We start from the raw sequence: 20,638 nt of genomic DNA, 5'->3' as shown, positions 1-20,638 counted from the left end.
CGGCCCGGAAGCCCTGCTTGCCTAAACGGCAGGGCTTTCGGGCCGTTCTTCTCTTTGAGGATCGATCACGGTCCAGCCAAAAAGGGAATACCGCCATGCTGGTCAAGCAAGCTGCAGGTAACGAGGCCAATCCCTGGGGCGCCGCGCCTCGCGGCCCGCTCATTTCGGCAACCTACCGCCGCGGGGTGCTGCGCGCCAAAGTGACACTGAGCGAGCTGACGTGCCGGTCTGCCCGGATCGATTCGATGGAAACGCTGCGCCCCGGCATGCTTGTGTGGATCACGCTACCCGGCCTTGAAGCCCGCCCAGCAATGGTCGACTGGACCAGCGGCTTCACCGCCGGCCTCCGCTTCGAGGCACCACTCCACCCGGCTGTGCTCGATGCCATCCTCGATGGGCGGATCGGTTCGGTACACTAGGACGCGCCTGTCGCCAGTTCGCTGTGTGATGGCTGGCGGTGGGAAGAATTGTCCGCGGCTCTGAACGGTGCGAGACCTTGCTTGCAATTCCGGGGGGTGTGGCTCCTCGAGTGGCAGGACACAGCGCAGGCGACGTTCGACAACGGTGTCTTCATCGCCTGCCTTCACCAGCAGATCAAAGAGCGGCGCTCCGTGTCGGCTTCACCTTCTTCAACCTGTGCCCCGAGCAAGTTTGCCGAGATGCGGGAGAGCCGGGGTATGGGGCGCGAACGGCTGAAGCTGGCAATGAACCATCGGCGCAATCGAGGCGGGCGAATTGCCAAGGGCCCTTTTTGGCCAGGAGCCTAAGTCAAACGTATAATTAAAAATGCTTACTTGGCTCTGAACCTCGCTGCCGTCGTGCCTTCTGACAATGCTTGAGTGGCAGGTCTAATTCTTTGCTTGCCAGGCCTGGTGTCAAGCGCCCCGATGAAGGCAGTCTAAGCATTTGAAAATAAGATATAAGATAGGCCCTGCCGGCCCAGCGATGGACCGATCGGAGAAGCCGGCTTCGGCCGTGGCCGCAGTCCTCTCAGGTGTCTCCGAGAAATCCAGTATTTGTAAGTAAGTGCCTTTGGAATGAGCGATTCAATATATGTTTCAAGGATCGCCTTAGGCTCCACGCCACTTGGAGATTAATCCCAACACTATTCAAGTTGAAAACTGATGACAGCGTATATTGCGAGCCCACTGGGATCTGAAATTCTGGTGAACTCTGAAACTGTCAATTATCAGACCAACGCCGCTATTGCCGGATTGAGCAGTGGCGGCTTCGTGGTGACGTGGAAAGACTCCAGCGGCACGCTGGGCGATGCCGATGGGACCAGCATCAAGGCACAGATATTCGACGCTGGCGGCGTGCATGTCGGCAGTGAGTTTCTGGTCAACACGCAAACCGCTAGTTACCAATACAACCCCACCATCACCGGGTTGAGCAACGGCGGCTTCGTGGTGACTTGGAATGACTCCAGCGGCACGCTGGGCGATGCCGAAGGGACCAGCATCAAGGCCCAGGTGTTCGATGCCGAAGGCGTGAAGGTCGGCAGCGAGTTTCTGGTGAACACCGCAACCGCCAACGACCAGTTCAATTCAACGATCACCGGGCTGAGCAACGGCGGCTTAGTGGTGACGTGGAATGATACCAGCGGCACGCTGGGCGATGCTGGTGGGGTCTGCATCAAGGCACAGATATTTGACGCTGGCGGCGTGCAAGTCGGCATTGAGTTTCTGGTCAACACTGAAACCGCTGGTTACCAATACAACCCCACCATCACCGGGCTGAGCAACGGCGGCTTTGTGGTGGCGTGGAATGATACCAGCGGCACGCTGGGCGATGCCGATGGGACCAGCATCAAGGCACAGGTGTTCGATGCGGTTGGCGCAAAAGTCGGCGGCGAGTTTTTGGTCAACGCGGACAGTATGGGCGATCAGTACTCCCCGGTCGTTGCAGGGCTTAGCAACGGCGGCTTCGCGGTTACGTGGTACGATGCAAGTGGTGCACTGAGCGATGACGATAGCCTGAATATCCGCGCGCAGGTGTTCGCGCAGAATCATGCGGTGGTAAGCGTGGCCGAGAACCAGACGGCTGTGGCTACCGTAGCAACTGACTCTCCCGTCGCGAGCACCGATCTGACCTTCAGCATCGCGGGTGGAGATGATGCGGGACTGTTTCAGATTGATGCCGGCACAGGTGCGCTGAGCTTCAAGGTGGCGCCGGATTTTGAGCACCCGACAGATACAGGTGCCGATAACGTCTATGATGTCGAAGTGCAGGTCTCTGACGGGACGCTTGCATCGGTCTACACCTTCGCGGTCACGGTCTCCGATGTTAATGACGCACCGGTCATCACGAGCGACGGCGGCGGGGCCACCGCCAGCATCAGTATTTCAGAGAACCAGACGGCGGTGACCGTGGTTTCTGCGACTGATCCCGATGCAGGTGCCGTGCTCACTTACAGCATCACTGGTGGTACCGATGCGGCGCTGTTCGAGATCGATGTGATCAGCGGGGCGCTGTGCTTCAAGGCCGCGCCAGACTTCGAGAATCCGAGCGATACCGGATTCGACAATCACTATGACGTGGTCGTCCAAGTATCCGATGGTACATTGACGAGTGAACAGGCACTCGCGGTTACGGCTACCCCGGCCAACGAAGCGCCGGACATCACCAGCGGCGAGACCGTTCAGCGCTTCAGCATCGACGAAAACCAGTCGGCGGTGACCGTCGTCACGGGGCACGACCCGGACGAGGGCGCCGTTTTGACCTTCAGCATCGTGGGCGGCGCTGATGCTGCAATGTTCCAGATAGACCCCGATACTGGTGCCTTGAGCTTCATCGCGGCTCCAGATTTCGAGCAGCGGGCCGATGCAGACGCCAATAACGTTTATGATGTCGTGGTGCAGCTTTCTGACGGCACGCTGAGCGAAAGCCAGGCGCTTGCGGTCACAGTTGCCGATGTGAACGAAGCACCGATCATTTCCAGCGACGGCGGAGGAGCCAGCGCGAGCATAAGCGTCGCCGAGTATCAGGAGGCCGTGACCACGGTCTTGGTGCAGGATCCAGATGCGGATACCGTTTTGACCTTCAGCATCGCAGGCGGAGATGATGCTGCGCTGTTCCAGATTGATGCCAATACGGGTGACTTGAGCTTCAAGGCGGCTCCAGACTTCGAGAATCCGGCAGATGCGGGTGGAGACAATGTCTATGATGTTGTTGTTCAGGCCTCTGACGGCAGGTTGAGCGAAAACCAGACGCTCGCGGTTTCGGTAATCAATACCGATGAGGCCGCCGAAGGGACATTTGCGCTATGTGTCGCGCAAACTGCCTCTGCCTCCGGCACACAGTGTGGTATCATCAGCGCCAGTGTCGATCTGAGAGATCCGGATGTCGCGGGAACGCTGACGTTTGTCCACCACTGGCAGACTTCCGCTGATGGCGGCGATTCCTGGATCGACGTTCAAGTGGGCTCTGAGGCGACCATGAGCACCTTGCTGATCCCGGAAGGATCGCTAGTCCGCGATGTGGTCTCATATACTGACCTGTTTGGCACCAAGGAGATTGTTTCGTCGCAAGTGGCGTGCCTCGGTGACGTTGGTGCCAATTCACTCCGCGGAACCGCTGGTGCAGACGCGATGAGTGGCCTCGACGGAGATGACAAAATCTTCGGAGAGCAAGGCAACGACACGCTGTATGGCGGTGACGGCAACGACATGTTGAATGGGGGGAGCGGCAATGACACCCTTCTGGGTGGGCTGGGCGATGATACTTACGTCGTAGATTCCGCCAATGACACGGTGGCTGAAGATGCAGGCGAAGGCACAGACCGCGTCTGGTCAACCGTTACGTTCACGCTCTCCGACAATGTCGAGAAGCTGGTGCTGATCGGGTCGGCCGCGATCGACGGGACCGGTAACGGCGGGGACAACCTGCTTTACGGCAATGCCGCAGACAACATGCTGATGGGCCTGGCTGGCAACGACACGCTGAGCGGCGGGGCTGGCAACGACACGCTGTATGGCGGTGACGGCAACGACATGTTGAATGGGGGGAGCGGCAATGACACCCTGCTGGGCGGGCAGGGAATGAACTGGCTGAGCGGTGGCGCGGGTCAGGACTGCTTCGTGTTCGACACAGCGCCGGGCGCAGGCAACGTTGGCAGAATCCAAGACTTCAACCGTGGTGATAACGACCGGATCCAGTTCAGCGAGGGGAAGTTTGCAAGCTTCCCCCAGTTGGGCGAACTGACATCAGATGAATTTTACGCAGCTGCCGGTGCTATGGCGGGCCACGATGCATCGGACCGAGTGATTTACGATACAAGTTCGGGTAAGCTCTACTACGACGCCGACGGCCTGGGCGGCTCGGCTGCAATCCAGATCGCCATTGTCGGTGCTACCAATCACCCTGCGCTGGTTTACAGCGATTTCGATATTATCGCATGATGCCCTGAAGGCGATGCGGGTCGCCGTGGTGGCTATAAAGGCGACGAGCCAGATGGCACGGTGCTTCGCGTGCAGGCCGCGACCTGCTCGATGCCACGTTTGCTAAGCCGATATCCACTGCGTCGGCGCTTGCAGCAAAGCTAGAAGCGATCGCGGACGGGGGCCCGCATGGGACGGTGGAGAGCGAATTACCGGGCGGCTTGTCGATTTTCGACGCCCTGCTGCGCGATTGCCAGTTCCTCGCTGATCGCGATGTGGGATTTTCTTGCTGACCAACTGTGCGAGCGAATGATGGTCCGCAAAACCGACGTTCTGGGAGCTATTGTTAAAGCGCCTTAATTTCGGTGAGGTGTGGCTCCCTGAGTAGGATTCGAACCTACGACCACTCGATTAACAGTCGAGAGCTCTACCGCTGAGCTATCAGGGACCGGGCCCGGTTTCCCGGGGCAGGAGCGCGCTAATAGCAGGCGTTTCGGTTTTGGCAAGCGCCTGATTGACCAAAAATGGGCTCAAAAATCAGCACAGCAGTCATACCAGGAATTGCTCGGCGAAAATTCGCTCGTCGAGGCTCTTGCCCTTGTCGAACAGGAGCGTCAGCTGGTGCTCGCGCGCGGCGCTCACGCGCACTTCGCTGATGTCGCGCACTTCCTTCTGGTCTGCCACTACCGAGACCGGGCGTTTCTTCGCTTCGAGCGAACGGAAGCGGATTTCGCAGCTTTCCGGCAGGATCGCGCCGCGCCAGCGCCGCGGGCGAAACGGACTGATCGGCGTGAGCGCGAGCATTGCGCTGCCCATCGGCAGGATCGGTCCGTTGGCGGAGAGGTTGTAGGCGGTCGAACCCGCAGGCGTCGCCACCAGCACGCCGTCGCACGATAGTTCTGCCATGCGCACTTTGCCGTTGACCGAGACTTCGAGCTTCGCGGTCTGGCGGGTTTCGCGCAGCAGCGAGACTTCGTTGATCGCCCACGACGAATGCTGCTCGCCCGTCTGGGTCACCGCTTCCATCAAGAGCGGCGCCACCGCGACCCCGCGCGCCTTGGCAACGCGTTCGACGATGGGGCGCGTGGCCTTGTAGCGGTTCATCAGGAAGCCGACGGTGCCGAGATTGAGCCCGTAGGCGGGAAGCACGCGCCCGGTATCGAGCATGTGGTGCAGGGTTTGCAGCATGAACCCATCGCCGCCGAGCACGACGACGATCTCCGCTTCTTCCAGCGGCACCCAATCGTGCGATGCGACGAGTGCGGCTTCGGCTTCCTGCGCACGGTCGGTCGGCGATGCCAGCAGCGCGAGCCGGGGTAGGGCGGGCATGGTCTACAGCTCTCCTCGCGCTAGCGCTGCGATCAGCGTCCGGCGCGCAACTGATATGGAGCGACCCAATCTGGTGCAATGCAAAACGGCACAGCAGTGATGATTTCGCCGGAGCAATCGCATAAGGCGGTCGGCGATGACTGTTATCGCGCCCCCTCCCATGCCTGACCGCGACGTGCTGACGGGCCTCCCCGGGCTTGGCAGTGCGGCGCAATGGCTCGATGGATCGAGCGAAACGGGCTTTGTCCAGGCCATGCTGGTAAGCCTGCAGCGGCTTCCTGCGGTCAATCTCGCCTATGGCATGGCAGGCGGAGACCGGGTGCTGGTGGAGATCGCCCGGCGGCTGCGCGATTTCGTGGCGGACGAGCTTGGCCCGCACGCCATGATTGCGCGCGCGGGCGGCGGGGCGTTTCTCGTCGCCAGTCACGCGGCGCTCAGCCGGGAACGGTGGCAATGGCTGGCTGAGGCGCTCGGGCGGGCCATTGCGCGCCCGCTGGTGGTCGATGGCGAGCGGCTGAGCCTTGCTCCGCGCATGGCGCTGCTGCGCGGTCAGTCGGGGGAAACCGGCGCGCAGTTGCTGGACCGGCTCGATCAGGTTTCGGGTGATCTGCAGCGGCGGCGCGGTCGGCGCGTGCTGTGGGCCGATGGCAGCCACCCCGCGCGCGGGCGCAGCGCTGCCAGCCTTGAGGGCGATCTGCTCGGCGCGCTGCACCGGGACGAGATCACGGTGCTGTTCCAGCCGCAGTTCAACGTGGCGACGGGCGCGCTGGCGGGGGCGGAGGCGCTGGCGCGCTGGGAGCATCCGGCGTTCGGGCGGATCAGTGCCGAAACGCTGTTTGCGGTGGCGGACCGGGGCGATCATGTGGCGCAGCTTTCGCGCCATATCGGCCGCCACGCGCTCGCTATGGCAGCGGCCTGGCCGCAAGGCGCGGCCGCGTTAAAGCTTTCGCTCAACGTGACGGCGGAGGATTTCGCGGTGGGCGATTTTGCCGCCACGCTGCGCGCCGAGATCGCGGAGAGCGGCTTTCCGGCCGAGCATCTGATGATCGAGATCACCGAGCAGACGCTGATCGCCGATTTCGAAGCCTGCGCCGCCGCGCTGCGCGAACTGGAAGGCATCGGCGTCAAAGTGGCGCTCGACGATTTCGGCACCGGCTTTTCCAATTTCCGCGCGCTGAAGGCGCTGCCGCTCGATGCGCTGAAGCTCGACCGCTCGCTGGTCTGCGATATCGAGCACGATCCGCGCGACCGGGCGATTGTTTCGGCGATGGTCGCGATGTCGCGGGCGCTGGGCCTCAGGGTCATTGCCGAAGGCGTGGAGACGGCGGGGCAGCTGGCAATCCTGCAGGGCGAGGGCTGCGATCTGTTTCAGGGCTTCCTGCGTTCCGGACCGATCTCGGCCGAGGAGTTCGGCGTGCTGGCGGCGGCCTCGATCTAGGTCCCTACTCGTCCTCATCGGGCGGGCGCTTGGCCCAGAACGTGCCGGTTTCGCCCAGCTTGCGGCCATAGGCGAAGAGCGCTTGCATGAACGCGGTGTCGAACAGGTTCTTGTCGTTCGCGGGGTAGGCCTTGTCGATGAAGCTGAGGTTGAAATCGATGCCGTGGGCCTTGGCATAAAGGTAGCTCAGGCCCACTGTGCTCGCCATCGAGCGGCGCATGTTGAGCGAGATGGCCTGGCTGGCGATGGGCACGGTACGCGGCTTCACCAGCTTGAATTCGCCGTTCAGCTTGTTGTTCACGATCATGTAGATGTGCATCGGGCGCGCGGCGGCGGGGACCGCGCCTGCGACGATGGCCTCGTCCGGCAGGGTGAGGATCTGCGCGGTGGTGCCGCCATCGACATGCATTTCGCTGATCACCCGGCCGCCCGCTTCGGCTCGGATCATCACCGGGGGGAAGAAGGCGGGGATGGCGGAGGAGGCGAGCAGCACCTGCCGGAACAGTGCGTAGCGGCCCGGCGCCTTGCTGGCGGCAATCGCGCCCATGTTCCAGATGACCATGCGCTGCGCATCGAGATTGGCGGTGCCCACGAACAGCCGCCGCCCGCGCGCGTGCTCTGCCGCGATCCGATCGATCAGCGCATCGGTGAGCGCCGTGCCGATCAGCCGTGCCAGCGGTTTGGTGCTGGCGATGCTGGGGGAAAACGGGATGACGAGGGGAAAGCGGTTCTTGTAGATGTCCTTCGCCGAAGTGCCGGTGAACACCTTTTCGAGCGCGGCATCCTGATCCGGCCCCAGAAACGCGAAAGGCGCGATCAGCGCGCCGGTGCTGACGCCGGTGACCACGGCGAATTCGGGCCGCGTTCCGGCCTTGGTCCAGCCGCCCAGCAGCCCCGCGCCATAGGCCCCGTTGTCCGATCCGCCCGAAAGCGCGAGCAGCGAGCGTTCGCCATCCGCACCGCTGAACGCCGGGGCCATCAGCCGCGCGGCCCCCGGCGCATCGGCCCAGAAGCGCGCCTGCGGCATTCCGGGGATCGCGGCTTCGGCCTGCTGGCGTTCGTTGAAAGGTTCGCGGTTGATCGTGGCGCAGCCCGCCAGCGTGAGACTGGCCGCAAGGAGCGCCGCCCTGAATAATCCGCCCAAACCTGTGTTCCTTTTCGCGAACCCGGCGGGAATCCATGCCCGCAGCCTGCCGCGGCGCTTCATGCGCGCTTGCGAGGCGTGTATCCTGACCATCGCGGACGGCGAGAACAAGCCTGCCCTTAGCACAAGGCAGCAGGATCGGCGCACGCAATCGCATGGCGCAGAGGCGTTCTTGCGCGCGGCGTGCTGACCGCTTAGCCTTGGCGCCCTTGGGGAGAACACGCGCATGACCGTCAAAGTAATCAGCATGGAGCCCGATCCGCTGGCCCCGTACGCGATTTCGCCGGGGTGGCAGGTGGGGAACCTGCTGTTCCTCTCTGGCCAGGCCGCGATCAGCCCGGAGGGCGCGATTATCGGCGTGGGCGATTTTGAGGCGCAACTCGCGCAGACTTTCGCCAATATTGACGCCGTGCTGGCGGCGGGCGGGAGCGACCGCAGCCGGATCGTGAAAGTGACGATCTACCTGACCGACATGGGCAACTTCCCCGCCATCGTGGAAGCGCGGCGCAAGTATTTCACGCCGCCCTGGCCGGCGGACACGATCGTCGAGGTCAAGAGCCTCGCGCTGCCAGAGCTGATGGTGGAGATCGATGTGATTGCGGTGGTGGGGTGAAGTGTTGGGATTTGGGGATTTAGTAAAGTTGCTACGTAATCCGAAACGGTCACCGGAAACGAGACCGGCAAATATTTTGATATCTAGGGCATTTTTTGTTATCAGCAGGACTTATGGGAACCCACAAAGCACTTTACCTTCTCGCATTGCTTTGCAGTTCGACGATGGTGCAATCTGCTGAAATTTCTGCGAAAAAAAACCAATCTGGTCAGGTTGTTATACGGATTACAGGGGAGATCAAATCTGAAGATGAGGAGCGGTTTCGCGCCCTCTCCTTGCAGCACCCGAAGGCGGTTGTTCAGCTTCAAAGTTCCGGGGGGGCTTTAGTCCCAGCCTTGGAAATCGGACGCATTATCCGAATTGCAGGCTATTCAACCGTTGTCTTGCAGAATGACACGTGTGTGTCCGCATGCGCTGTGATTTGGCTTGGGGGGCGCGCCAGGTATCTTGGTGGGCGAGTTGGGTTTCATGCGGCTTACCGAGACAACGACGGGCTTTTGAAAGAATCCGGTGCAGCGAATGCGCTAATCGGTAATTACATGACCTTACTTGGGCTCCCATCAAAGGCCATAGTCTTCGCCACCGCAGCCCCGCCCGACAAGGTCTTGTGGCTAGAGGCGGCGAACAAAGACGTCTCGGGAATTGATTTCGAGCTGCCACTGCAGCCGCCCTCCATGCAGATTTCTCCCGCATCTCCGGTTCCCTCAATTCCTTTTCCGTCGCCACTTTCCACAAGATCGCCCCAAAATACTGATGTTGAAATCATCGATTCAAAGGAGCTTGAAATTGCTGGTGCTAGGTATGTAACCTATACTTTTAGGTACCGCGGCTTTGTCCTTCGACGTAATCTTGAAGAACCGGAAAATGCCAAGGCAGAGCTAAAGGAATTTATAGACAGCCAGATCAAAAAAGAAGATGGTTGGCTGGTTTATGGAACCAGTGGATCATTTAAATCCGATGATTTTACTTTTTATTACATTAATTCTGATTCTATAAGGCGGAAAAATTCCGTGACTGAGGTTTGGGTAAAAGAAAACCATAAATATAATAAAAAATTAAAGCACAGAGAGGATCTTATTTTTTATAAGGTTTACTGTAATACCCGCGAGTTATCAATACTCGAAATTTCGAAAATCGATGCTAGTGGAAAGATTATAAAAAGAGAATATTTTGACGATGTTAAGGAACGCGTCATCCCCGGAAGGATGGACGAGGTCTTGTGGGAAACCGTTTGCTAACGATCTTGCTGCTGGCGGGGCTGTCAGGCAACGGTGCGACTAATCCATCACGGTTAAGTTGATAGCACGGTTACGGTGACAAGATAGTTACGGTGAAAAGTGCAACAATCCCTAAACTCTGTAAATCCCGGGATGCAAGGGCTGTGGCCCTTGCCCGCCGGAGGCTGCTTTCTTTATGCGTCAGCTTGGGCGGGGGCACCACCTCCCACCTCTGAAGAGGAGGGGCTTTTTGACGGTCAGGTGCGCTTCCCGCGCTTCGCCACCGCACTCAGCCCCTTCGTAAGCTGCACCAGTCCATTCAGCCGCGCCTCGGGCGAGCCCCAAGCCCGGTTGATCACCAGCTTGTTGTCCGGCCGCAGTTTGGCTGTGCCTTTCAGGCGGTCGATATAGGCGAAGAGGCCGGCGGGTTCGGGGAAGCTGTCGTTGTGGAACGACACGAGCGTGCCCTTCGCGCCGACGTCGATCTTGGCGATGTGGGCGGCGATGGCCTGGCGTTTGATTTCGATGAGCTTGAGGAGGTTCTGCGTCGGGCCGGGCAGGGGGCCGAAGCGGTCGATCATTTCGGCGGCGAGGGCTTCGACGGCGTCTGCGCCTTCGGCGTCGTTCATGCGGCGGTAGAGTGCCATGCGGACGGCGAGATCGGGGACGTAGTCTTCCGGGATCATGATCGGGGCATCGACGGTGATCTGGGGGCTGAGCGTGTTGCGTTCGCGCGCGAGGCCGATTTCGCCGGCCTTGGCGGCGACGATCGCGTCTTCGAGCATCGACTGGTAGAGCTCGAAGCCCACTTCGCGGACATGGCCGGATTGCTCGTCGCCCAGCAGGTTGCCTGCGCCGCGGATATCGAGATCGTGGCTGGCGAGCTGGAAGCCCGCGCCGAGGCTGTCGAGATCGCTCAGCACCTTGAGGCGCTTTTCGGCGATTTCGCTGAGGGCCTGATTTTCGGGGTACGTCAGGTAGGCATAGGCGCGCAGCTTGCCGCGCCCGACGCGGCCGCGCAGCTGGTAGAGCTGGGCTAGGCCGAAGCGGTCTGCGCGGTGGAGCACGATGGTGTTGGCGCTGGGGATATCGAGGCCGCTCTCCACGATGGTGGTGGAGAGGAGCACTTCGTAGCGCTTTTCATAGAACGCGCCCATGCGGTCTTCGACTTCGGTGGGGCTCATCTGGCCGTGTGCGGAGACGGCGCGGATTTCCGGCACGTTGAGGCGCAGCCATTCCTCCAGATCGGGCATGTCGGCGATGCGGGGCACGACGATGAAGCTCTGCCCGCCGCGCTGGTGTTCGCGCATCAGCGCCTCGCGCATGGTGACGTCGTCCCACGGCATGACATAAGTGCGCACGGCGAGGCGGTCGACCGGCGGGGTTTGGATCGTGGAGAGTTCGCGCAGGCCCGACATCGCCATCTGCAGCGTGCGCGGGATCGGCGTGGCGGTGAGGGTGAGGACGTGGACGTCGGCCTTGAGCTCCTTGAGGCGCTCCTTGTGGGTGACGCCGAAGCGCTGTTCCTCATCGACGATGACGAGGCCGAGGCGCTTGAATTCTAGGGCTTTGGAGAGGAGCGCGTGGGTGCCGATAACGACGTCGATGGTCCCTGCGGAGAGGCCTTCCTTGGTGGCGGCGGCTTCCTTGGCGGGCACGAGGCGCGAGAGGCGGCCGACTTCGAGGGGGAAGCCGGAGAAACGCTCGACGAAGGCGGTGTAGTGCTGGCGCGCCAGCAGTGTGGTGGGGGCGATGATCGCGACTTGCTTGCCCGCCATCGCCGCCACGAACGCGGCGCGCAGTGCAACCTCGGTCTTGCCGAAGCCGACATCGCCGCACACGAGCCGGTCCATCGGCTTGCCAGAGGCCATATCGGCGAGGACGTCCTCGATGGCGCGTTCCTGATCGTCGGTCTCGGCCCAGGGGAAGCGGTCGACGAAGGGGCCGTAGCTGGCGGGATCGGGCGCGATGGTATCGGCCTCGCGCAAGGCGCGCAGGGCCGCTGTCTGCATCAGCTGACCGGCGATCTCGAGGATGCGCTCGCGCATCTTCGCCTTGCGGCGCTGCCATGCCTCACCGCCGAGCCGGTCGAGCTGGACGCCCTCGCTGTCGCTGCCATAGCGGGAGAGGACGTCGAGGTTTTCGACCGGGATGTAGAGCTTGTCGCCGCCGTGGTATTCGAGCTGGACGCAATCATGCGGGCTGTCGCCGACGTCGACCGGTACGAGGCCGATGTAGCGGCCGATGCCGTGCTCCATGTGAACGACGAGATCGCCGGTGCCGAGCGCCGCAAGTTCGGCGAGGAAGGCGTCGGCGTCCTTGCGCTTGCGCTTGGGGCGCACGAGGCGATCACCGAGGATGTCCTGTTCGGTGAGGACATCGACGTCGCCGCTGGAGAAGCCTTGTTCGAGGGGCAAGACGACGGTGGCGGGCTTGCCGGTGGCGGCGGCACCGAGGGCTTCCTGCCAGGTTTCGGCGAGCACGGGCGGCGCTTTGCCAGCATCGCCCAGCAACGAGGCGAGGCGCGAGCGGGAGCCGGCGGAGTAGGCGGCAACGACGGCCTTGCGGCCGCGCGTGGCGAGGGCTGCGAGGTGCTTGGCGGCGGCTTCGTAGATGTTGGCGCCGGATGCGCGCTCGGGCGCGAAATCGCGCGGGGGGCCGAAGCCGAAATCGAGAACGCGGGGGGATTCCGGCTCCGCGAACTGGCTCATGCGGTGGATGGGCCAGCCGGCAAGGGCACGGTCGAACTCGTCGCGGCTGAGGTAGAGCGCGGCCTCATTGAGCGGGCGGTAGGTAGTGCTGCCCGCGCGCTGGCTGCTTTCGGCGCGGGCCTGCCGGTAGTCGGCAATGTCGGCGAGGCGCTCCTCGGCGGCCTTGGCGGCGGCGGCGTCGAGGAGGACGAGATCGCCGTCCGCGAGGTGATCGAACAGGGTCACGAGGCGGTCTTCGAGGAGCGGGAGCCAGTGCTCCATGCCCGCAAGGCGGCGGCCATCGGTGACGGCCTGGTAAAGCGGATCGCTGGTGGCGTTGGCGCCGAACTGTTCGCGGTAACGCGTGCGGAAGCGGCGGATCGAGTCCTCGTCGAGCAAGGCTTCGCTGGCGGGGAGCAGCAAGTGCGACTGGACGGGCTGGACCGAGCGCTGGGTGCCCGGATCGAACAGGCGCATCGTCTCGATCTCGTCACCGAAGAAATCGAGGCGCAGGCCGTGGCTGAGGCCGCTGGGCCACAGATCGAAGACGGAGCCGCGCACCGCATATTCGCCCGCGTCCACCACGGTATCGACGCGGGTGTAGCCCTGGCGCTGGACGAGCGCGATCAGCGCATCGCGCGCGATTTCCTGACCGACCCGAAGCGCGCGGACGGATTCGCGGATGCGGAACGGGGTGAGCGTGCGCTGAAGAACGGCGTTGATCGTGGTGACGAGGAGCTGCGGCCCCTCCTGCTGTTCCTGCAGCGCATGAAGCGCGGCGAGGCGGCGGGCGCTGACCGCCATCGCGGGGGAGGCGCGGTCAAACGGCAGGCAATCCCACGCAGGGTATTCGGTGACGTCGAGTTCGGGCGCGAAGAAGGCGGCGCTTTGGGTGACGGCGCGCATGGCGGCATCGTCTGCGGCGATGAAGATCGTGCGCTTGGGGGCTTTGGCCGAAGCGGCGGCGCGCGCGAGATCGGCGAGGACGAGCGGCTGCGCGCCGCGCGCGATGCTGGCGAGCGTGAGCGGCGTGGTGGCGGCAAGAATGCGGGACGGATCAGGCACGCGGATGCTCAGCGCGGGATATCGACGTAGTCGAGGCGGCGCATGGCGTCCATTTCAGCGCCTTCGAACGCGGGCGGAACGGCCTGGGTACCGAGCGCCCAGGCCATGATATCCACGTCGTCTTCTTCGAGCAGGCGTTCGAACCAATCGCGCGCGGCCTCGTCCCAGCCCTTGTGCCGGACATCGAAGAAGCAGCCCATCATGTAGTCCGCCTCACGCGTGCCGCGATGCCAGGCGCGGAACTTCATCCGCGCGAGGCGGGGGCTGAGCGGGGAGTCGGGTGCGGTCATGGTGGCCCGATACGCCGGAGCGGGCGTGCGGGGCAAGCGCCAAGCCGGAAGCCCCAAAGGGCGGCGTTATCAGGCCCGGAGCGCGGCCAGCACTTCGGTGCCGGTGCGGCCCACCATTTCCTTGGCCACTTCGCGCCGCAGGACAGCCTTCAGCTGACCATGATAGTGCGGGCGCAATTCGCCAAGGGTGCGCGGCGAGGCGATGATCACGAGGTCCTGAACGCGGTGCGCGAGCACTTCGGCATTGAGCCAGCGGACGACGGCGGCACTGTGTTGCGCCTCGATCACATGACTGGCCGGATCGTGGCCGCTCATGTGGCCATGCTGGCCGCTTGAGGCGTGGCCGTGGAGATCAAGCACGGGCATGGCCTGAGCTTCGAGGACAGGCTCGGCATCATTGCCGCTGTTGCGCAGGAGGGTGAAATGCGTGCCATCGGCAATGGCGACGAGGGTTCCGTGAGGGATAAGCATTTGCGTGGCATCCTGCGTTGTTAAGGTTCAGTCTGAACGATCGAGAAGCCGTGATGGGCTCAAACAAGACCCGTATCCATGCGCTGGATCAAATTGGTCGAGGTGTGGCGCTTCGCGGCGGGCGTGACTATGAACAAGCGCAATGCGTCCCGATCTGCTCAATCCGCTGTTTGCCGAAACCGAGGGCCTGAAGGGTGTCGGCCCGGGGCTGGCGCGGCCTTTGGGCAAGCTCGGCCTCACGCGGGTGCGCGATCTGGTTTACCACCTGCCGGACCGGTTCGTGGCGCGGCGCGCGGTTGGCAATCTTGATGAAGCGGCGGTGGGCGAGAACATCGTGATTGCGCTGACGGCGCGCGAGCATCGGTCCAGCACCGGACGCGGGCCGTACCGGATCATGGCCGAGGATGCGCTGGGCAATTATGTCGCGCTCGTGTGGTTCGGGCGGGCGAGCTATACCGCGAAGAAACTGCTGCCGGTGGGGGAGAAGCGCTGGGTGGCCGGGCGGCTCGACCAGTATGGCCAGTCCTGGCAGATCGTGCACCCGGAGCATATTGCCGAAGACAGCAGCGCGCTGGCGGGTTCGCTCAACGAGCCGGTCTATCCGGCGACCGAGGGGTTGACGCAGGCGCGGATCGCCGGGCTGACGGCGCAGGCCATGGGCATGGTGCCTGAGCTTCCCGAATGGATCGAGCCGGGGCTGCTGGCGCAATCAGGCTGGCCCGCATGGCGCGAGGCCCTGCTGCGGGCACACAAGGGCGCCGATGCAGCCGCGCGGGACCGGCTTGCCTATGACGAACTTCTCGCCAATTCGCTGGCGCTGCTGCTGGTGAAGGCGAGCAACCGGACGCGGCGGACGGTGCCGCTGCGGGGCGGTGGACGCTTGCGCGAAAAGCTGCGCCTGCCGTTTGCGCTGACGGGGGCGCAGGCGCGCTCTGTGGCGGAGATCGAGAGCGATGTGGCGCAGGACGCGCCGATGCTGCGGCTGCTGCAGGGCGATGTGGGTTCGGGCAAGACGGCAGTGGCGCTCTACGCGATGCTGATCGCGGTGGAAGCTGGCGCACAGGCGGCGCTGCTTGCGCCGACCGAAATCTTGGCGCGGCAACATGCCGAGACGCTGACACGCATGGCGGCGGGCACGGGGGTGCAGATTGCACTGCTGACCGGCAAGAGTTCGCAGCGCGGCGGAAGCAAGGCGCGCGAGGCGATCCTGATGGGCTTGCTCGATGGCAGCATCGACATTGTGGTGGGGACGCACGCGATCTTTCAGGAGAGCGTGACCTATCGCAATCTCGCGCTGGTGGTGATCGACGAGCAGCACCGCTTCGGCGTCGGCCAGCGCTTGATGCTGACGCAGAAGGGCAAGGCGACGCCGCATTGCCTGGCGATGACCGCAACGCCGATCCCGCGCACGCTGACGCTGGCGCAATATGGCGAGATGGAAGTGTCCAAGCTCGACGAGATGCCGCCGGGCCGGCAGCCGATCGATACGCGGGTGGTGGCGGTGGAGCGGCTGCCCGAAGTGGTGGAGGGGCTCGCGCGGCATCTGGCGACCGGCGCGCAGGCTTATTGGGTGTGCCCGATGGTGCGCGAGAACGAGAACGCCGATCTTGCGGCAGCCGAAGCGCGGTTTGCCGAGATGCAGCAGCGGTTCGGCGAGGATGTGGTGCTGGTGCACGGGCAGCTGCGCCCCGAGGCCAAGGACGCCGCGATGGAGCGCTTTGTGCGCGGCGAGGCCAAGCTGCTGGTGGCCACCACGGTGATCGAGGTGGGCGTGGATGTGCCCGCCGCGAGCCTGATGGTGATCGAGCAGGCCGAGCGGTTTGGCCTGGCGCAATTGCACCAGCTGCGCGGGCGGGTCGGGCGCGGATCGGCGCGGTCCACCTGCCTGCTGCTGCGCGGAGAGGCGCTTTCGGAAGTGGGGCGCGAGCGACTGGCCTTGATGCGTGAGACGCAGGACGGGTTTCGGCTGGCGGAGGAGGATTTGCGCCTGCGCGGCGGAGGCGAACTGCTGGGCACCCGGCAATCGGGCGATACGCCCTTTCGGGTAGCCGACTTCGAACAGATTGCCCGGCTGCTCCCGCTCGCGCATGACGACGCGCGGCTGCTGATGGAGCGCGACGGCGGGCTTTCCTCCCCGAGGGGCGAGGCGGCGCGCGCGTTGCTCTATCTGTTCGAGCGCGATTGGGGCGTGCAGCTGCTGCGCGGCGGTTAGGGTCTGAAAGGACAAGAGTTGAAGCGAGTTTCGGAAAGCGCGCGGGCGCTGGGCTACGCGGGCCTCCTGCCGCAAGTGGCGGCGCTGCTGGCGGTGTTCAAGGGCGGCGAGTGGGCGTGGACTGCGCTGGCGCTGGCCTATGCTTATGCGGCGCTGATCTTCAGTTTTCTGGGCGGGGTATGGTGGGGCATCGGCATCGCCCGGCCCGAAAGCCCGCGCTGGATCTTTCTGGCGGGCGTCATGCCATCGCTGATCGCGCTGGCGCTGTGGTGGCCGTGGATGGCGGGGTGGAGCTGGCCGGGGCCGGAACTGATCGTTCTGGGAATCTGCCTGGCGGCCTCACCGCTGGTCGACATGGCGATTGGCCTGAAGCCCGAAGGCTGGCTGGCGCTGCGGCGCAACCTTTCGGTCCTGCTGGGCGGATTAAGCGTGGTGATCGGGCTGATGGCGGAGCGCGCTTCGGGGCTTTAACTGCGCGGCTGCTTATGCTGCCATTGGGCATAAAAAAATCGGGCCTGAACGGCCCGATTTTCCTCAATGAAACGAAGTGGTCGGGGAAAGAGGATTCGAACCTCCGGCCCCTGCCTCCCGAAGACAGTGCTCTACCAGGCTGAGCTATTCCCCGACCGATCGTTCACTTCCGAGGGACCCAAGAGGCCACCCGGAAGCGAGGCAGGGGCGCGCTATAGGCGGGGGATTCGAGGGTGACAAGCACCCTTTTTGCAAGAATTTGCATGTCTGCAGTGAAAGGCTCGGCCAGACCCCTCAGGCTGCGTAGCTGAGCGGCGTTGCGGCGGTGTGCGGGGTGCCTGCCGTCTGATGGGTGGACAGGCGGAAGCGGGCGACCAGCTCCCGCAGCGTCTCGGCCTCGCGCAGCAGGCTGTGCGCGGCGGCGTTGCTTTCCTCCACCATTGCCGCGTTCTGCTGGGTGAACTTGTCGATCCGGGAGAAACTGGCATTGACGGTGCCCAGATCATCGGCCTGCTGCGCCGCTTCTTTGGCAATCGCGCCAATCGCGCCACTGATGCCGGTTATCTGGTCCACGATCTGGCGCAAGACGGTGCCGGTTTCGCCCACCAGTTCGACGCCGTTGACGACTTGCGCGGAGGATGCCGTGATGAGCGACTTTATGTCGTGCGCGGCATCGGCGCTGCGCTGCGCGAGTGCGCGCACTTCGGTGGCGACCACGGCAAAACCCTTGCCGGCCTCCCCGGCGCGGGCCGCTTCGACCCCGGCGTTGAGGGCAAGCAGGTTGGTCTGGAAGGCAATCCCGTCGATGATCGTGACGATCTGCGAGATTTCTTTAGAGGACTGTTCGATCGCGGTCATGGCCGAAACGGCGCGTTCGACCACGGCACCCCCGGTCACGGCGTGATCCTGTGCCGCCGCCGTCGCGCGGTTGGTTGATTCGGCTGATTTGGCAGAGGTGCGGATATCGGCCGAGAGGCGATTCGTATCTTCGCTGTTCCTGGCGATGGCATTGGCCTGCTCCTCGGTCCGCCGGGCAAGATCGTCCGACGCGGTACGGATTTCGCCCGAGCCTGACGCCATCTGGCTTGCCGCCTGGGCCACGCGGCCAAGCAGGCGATCGAGATCGGCGACCGCGCTGTTCAAGGCTGTGCGCAGGGCTTCGTAGGCGGGAGGGAATGCGGTTTCGATCCGCGCGGCAAGATCGCCATCGGCAAGGGCATCCAGCCGCGTGCCAAGTGCTGTGATGACAAGCGCCTGTTCGGCGGCGATGCGGTTGCGTTCGGCGGCGGCTTCCGCCTCCAGCCGCGCGCGTTCCGCGTTCGCCAAGGCCTGGTTGACGACGAGACGCGCAACCTGTTCGCACAGAATAACGAGAACGCCCATCTCCAGCACCACGACGACAGCGTGGAATAGCACGCGCGCCAATTCGCTGCTGCCGGTCCAGATGATGCCCGGCGCAAGGATGTTTCCGAGCAGGTGGTGCACTGCGATCAGCCCGGCGGCGCAGACCACGGGCCGCCAATCGGCCATGACCGCGATCATCGCGAGCGCGGCAAAGAAGATCATGTGGATATCAACCATCAGCGGCGAACCGGCCCATTGATAGAGCAGGATCATGGGGAGTGCGGCAACCGCGCTCCCCATGGCGAGGCGGGTTGCGGGATCGGCATGTCCCTGCATCACCAGCCACAAGGGGATCCCTGTTACCGCCAGCGCGAGCAGGAGGGGCAGCACGCCGCTTGATGCTAGCAACCCGCCGCCGCCGATGATGAGCAGCGTCAGAAGGCACGTGGCGGCCAGAACCTTGAGGCCATTGCGGCGGACGGCGAGGAGTTCATCCATGGGGCGGTGCTTTCGAGGGCTGGCAGAGAAAGGTGGGGATAGCGATGGCGAGCGCACCTTCGCGCAGCGCGCGGGTGCCAAGGCCGGGGGGCGGCGCGGTGAGGATGAGGCCGCCAAGCGGTCCCTTGCCGTTCAGCGCGGCACCGTTGGCCAAGGCCCAATCGAGCGCGGCGTGGCGGTGTGCGGGCAGCAGCGGCAGATAGAGCGCGGCAAGGCCGGGGCGGGGCGCGAGTTCGGCCAACGCGACAACGGCGGCCAGCACCGCGCCTTGGGCGGCGAGCGCAAGGCGCGGAAGCGGCAGGGAGGCGGTGGGGGCAGGCATCATTTCGATATAGTCCGATGCGGACTTAAGGCGGTGAAGGGCGGGGTTAAGGTTAACTGCGTATTCCGGGCGCTGGTCAGCATGGCTGGACGCGGTTAGACAGTTGCGCATGGCCACAGCCGCTTCCCCTTCGCGAGTCCCCGCGCCGCCCAAAAGCAATCCGGGCACGCATCCCGAGCAGCAATACCTCGACCTGATGCGCCGCATCTGGGAACAGGGCGACGAGCGGGTGGACCGCACGGGCGTGGGTACGCGCAGCGTGTTTGGCGCGCAGCTGCGGTTTGATCTGGCAGACGGGGCAATGCCGCTGCTGACAACCAAGCGCGTCTATTGGAAGACCGCGACGCGCGAATTCCTGTGGTTCCTCACCGGACGGACCAATATCCGCGAGCTGTGCGAGCAAGGGGTGGAGATCTGGACCGACTGGCCGCTGGATCGCTATCGACGCGAGACGGGCGAGGTGATCAGCCGCAAGGACTTTTCAGCGCGGATCGTGGCAGATGAAGCCTTCGCGGCGCAGTGGGGCGATCTGGGGCCGGTCTACGGAAAGCAGTGGACGGACTGGCCGGTTTACGAGCCGGCGGGTGAGGGGCTGTTTGCGCGCCGGGCCGAAGGCGTGAATCAGGTGGCCGAAGTCGTCGAGAGCCTACGCAAGAATCCCGGAAGCCGCCGCCATATCGTGGAAGGGTGGAACGTAGCGGAGCTGGACCAGATGGCCCTGCCGCCGTGCCACAAGACCTATCAGTTCCATGTCGCGGACGGCAAGCTCTCGGGGCTGCTTTATCAGCGCAGTTGCGACGTGGCGCTGGGGCTGCCGTTCAACTTGTGGGGCGGGGCGCTGTTCATCCGGATGCTGGCGCAGCAGTGCGACCTTGAACCGGGTGAGCTGGTGTGGATGGGAGGCGATACGCACCTCTATCTGAACCATACAGACCTGGTGGAAGCGCAGTTGGCGCGCGTGCCGGATGGGAGCCCGAAACTGGAGATCGTGCGGCGGCCGGAATCGATCTTCGACTACCGGATCGAGGACTTTGTGGTGAGCGATTATGCCCCGCAGGCTCCTATTTCGGCACCCGTTGCGGTTTGATTGACTCGGAAAGTGCGTTGTAATAATATTATGCGGTGAGCTAATAATGCGTCTCATGCCGGAGACGC

General features: G+C 63.6%; 15 protein-coding genes and 2 tRNA genes. 8 read left to right on the top strand and 9 right to left on the bottom strand.

Going from position 1 to position 20,638, the window contains the following annotated elements; genetic code table 11:
• Positions 1 to 95: 95 nt before the first annotated feature.
• Complete coding sequence (locus tag CFE35_RS10195) at positions 96 to 419, top strand: PilZ domain-containing protein (RefSeq protein WP_292930489.1); 324 nt, start codon at positions 96 to 98, stop codon at positions 417 to 419.
• A gap of 705 nt (positions 420 to 1,124) precedes the next feature.
• A complete protein-coding gene (locus CFE35_RS10190; RefSeq protein WP_292930488.1) occupies positions 1,125 to 4,400 on the top strand; it encodes a cadherin domain-containing protein in 3,276 nt (1,091 codons plus the stop codon).
• A gap of 352 nt (positions 4,401 to 4,752) precedes the next feature.
• On the opposite strand, the gene CFE35_RS10185 is transcribed toward CFE35_RS10190, so the two are convergent.
• Positions 4,753 to 4,827, bottom strand: a tRNA-Asn gene (locus CFE35_RS10185).
• 101 nt (positions 4,828 to 4,928) lie between these two features.
• Positions 4,929 to 5,708 carry an NAD kinase gene (locus tag CFE35_RS10180; protein ID WP_292930487.1) on the bottom strand — a complete coding sequence of 260 codons (780 nt, stop codon included), beginning with the start codon at positions 5,706 to 5,708 and terminating at the stop codon, positions 4,929 to 4,931.
• Between the two features lie 160 nt (positions 5,709 to 5,868).
• Here CFE35_RS10180 and CFE35_RS10175 point away from each other — a divergent pair, with 160 nt between their 5' ends.
• Entirely contained in the window at positions 5,869 to 7,146 is a 1,278-nt protein-coding gene (locus CFE35_RS10175) for a bifunctional diguanylate cyclase/phosphodiesterase (protein ID WP_292930486.1), read from the top strand.
• 4 nt (positions 7,147 to 7,150) lie between these two features.
• Here CFE35_RS10175 and CFE35_RS10170 read toward each other — a convergent pair whose 3' ends face one another.
• Positions 7,151 to 8,290, bottom strand: coding sequence for a patatin-like phospholipase family protein (locus CFE35_RS10170; RefSeq protein WP_292930485.1), 1,140 nt, complete (start codon positions 8,288 to 8,290; stop codon positions 7,151 to 7,153).
• Between the two features lie 226 nt (positions 8,291 to 8,516).
• On the opposite strand from CFE35_RS10170, the gene CFE35_RS10165 reads away from it, so the two are divergent.
• Together CFE35_RS10165 and CFE35_RS10160 are read left to right on the top strand one after the other, a co-directional pair.
• On the top strand, positions 8,517 to 8,903 hold the full coding sequence (locus CFE35_RS10165) for a RidA family protein (RefSeq protein WP_292930484.1): 387 nt from the start codon (positions 8,517 to 8,519) through the stop codon (positions 8,901 to 8,903).
• 113 nt (positions 8,904 to 9,016) lie between these two features.
• On the top strand, positions 9,017 to 10,141 hold the full coding sequence (locus CFE35_RS10160; RefSeq protein ID WP_292930483.1) for a surface-adhesin E family protein: 1,125 nt from the start codon (positions 9,017 to 9,019) through the stop codon (positions 10,139 to 10,141).
• A gap of 236 nt (positions 10,142 to 10,377) precedes the next feature.
• Here the strand turns inward: CFE35_RS10160 and mfd are convergent, their stop codons facing one another.
• From mfd to CFE35_RS10145, 3 genes are all read right to left on the bottom strand, one after another.
• On the bottom strand, positions 10,378 to 13,875 hold the full coding sequence (gene mfd, locus CFE35_RS10155; RefSeq protein ID WP_292930482.1) for a transcription-repair coupling factor: 3,498 nt from the start codon (positions 13,873 to 13,875) through the stop codon (positions 10,378 to 10,380).
• 8 nt (positions 13,876 to 13,883) lie between these two features.
• Complete coding sequence (locus CFE35_RS10150) at positions 13,884 to 14,165, bottom strand: succinate dehydrogenase assembly factor 2 (RefSeq protein ID WP_292930481.1); 282 nt, start codon at positions 14,163 to 14,165, stop codon at positions 13,884 to 13,886.
• 69 nt (positions 14,166 to 14,234) lie between these two features.
• Positions 14,235 to 14,636, bottom strand: a complete 402-nt coding sequence (locus tag CFE35_RS10145) for a host attachment protein (protein WP_292930480.1) — start codon at positions 14,634 to 14,636, stop codon at positions 14,235 to 14,237.
• 142 nt (positions 14,637 to 14,778) lie between these two features.
• Here CFE35_RS10145 and recG point away from each other — a divergent pair, with 142 nt between their 5' ends.
• Positions 14,779 to 16,848 carry an ATP-dependent DNA helicase RecG gene (recG, locus tag CFE35_RS10140; protein WP_292930479.1) on the top strand — a complete coding sequence of 690 codons (2,070 nt, stop codon included), beginning with the start codon at positions 14,779 to 14,781 and terminating at the stop codon, positions 16,846 to 16,848.
• 18 nt (positions 16,849 to 16,866) lie between these two features.
• Positions 16,867 to 17,319 carry a DUF3429 domain-containing protein gene (locus CFE35_RS10135; RefSeq protein ID WP_292930478.1) on the top strand — a complete coding sequence of 151 codons (453 nt, stop codon included), beginning with the start codon at positions 16,867 to 16,869 and terminating at the stop codon, positions 17,317 to 17,319.
• Between the two features lie 77 nt (positions 17,320 to 17,396).
• Here CFE35_RS10135 and CFE35_RS10130 read toward each other — a convergent pair.
• The 3 genes from CFE35_RS10130 to CFE35_RS10120 form a co-directional block, all read right to left on the bottom strand.
• Positions 17,397 to 17,473: transfer RNA gene (locus CFE35_RS10130), tRNA-Pro, on the bottom strand.
• A gap of 140 nt (positions 17,474 to 17,613) precedes the next feature.
• Positions 17,614 to 19,161 (bottom strand): methyl-accepting chemotaxis protein, encoded by a 1,548-nt coding sequence (locus tag CFE35_RS10125; protein WP_292930477.1) that lies wholly within the window; start codon positions 19,159 to 19,161, stop codon positions 17,614 to 17,616.
• On the bottom strand, positions 19,154 to 19,486 hold the full coding sequence (locus CFE35_RS10120) for a hypothetical protein (protein WP_292930476.1): 333 nt from the start codon (positions 19,484 to 19,486) through the stop codon (positions 19,154 to 19,156). Before CFE35_RS10120 ends, CFE35_RS10125 begins: the two co-directional genes overlap by 8 nt.
• A gap of 106 nt (positions 19,487 to 19,592) precedes the next feature.
• Here CFE35_RS10120 and CFE35_RS10115 point away from each other — a divergent pair, with 106 nt between their 5' ends.
• On the top strand, positions 19,593 to 20,570 hold the full coding sequence (locus CFE35_RS10115; protein ID WP_292930475.1) for a thymidylate synthase: 978 nt from the start codon (positions 19,593 to 19,595) through the stop codon (positions 20,568 to 20,570).
• Positions 20,571 to 20,638: the final 68 nt, after the last annotated feature.

The organism is Novosphingobium sp. PASSN1 (assembly GCF_002278815.1).
The sequence above is the reverse complement of the archived record's forward strand: the minus strand, read 5'-3'. Positions and strand labels throughout refer to the sequence as shown.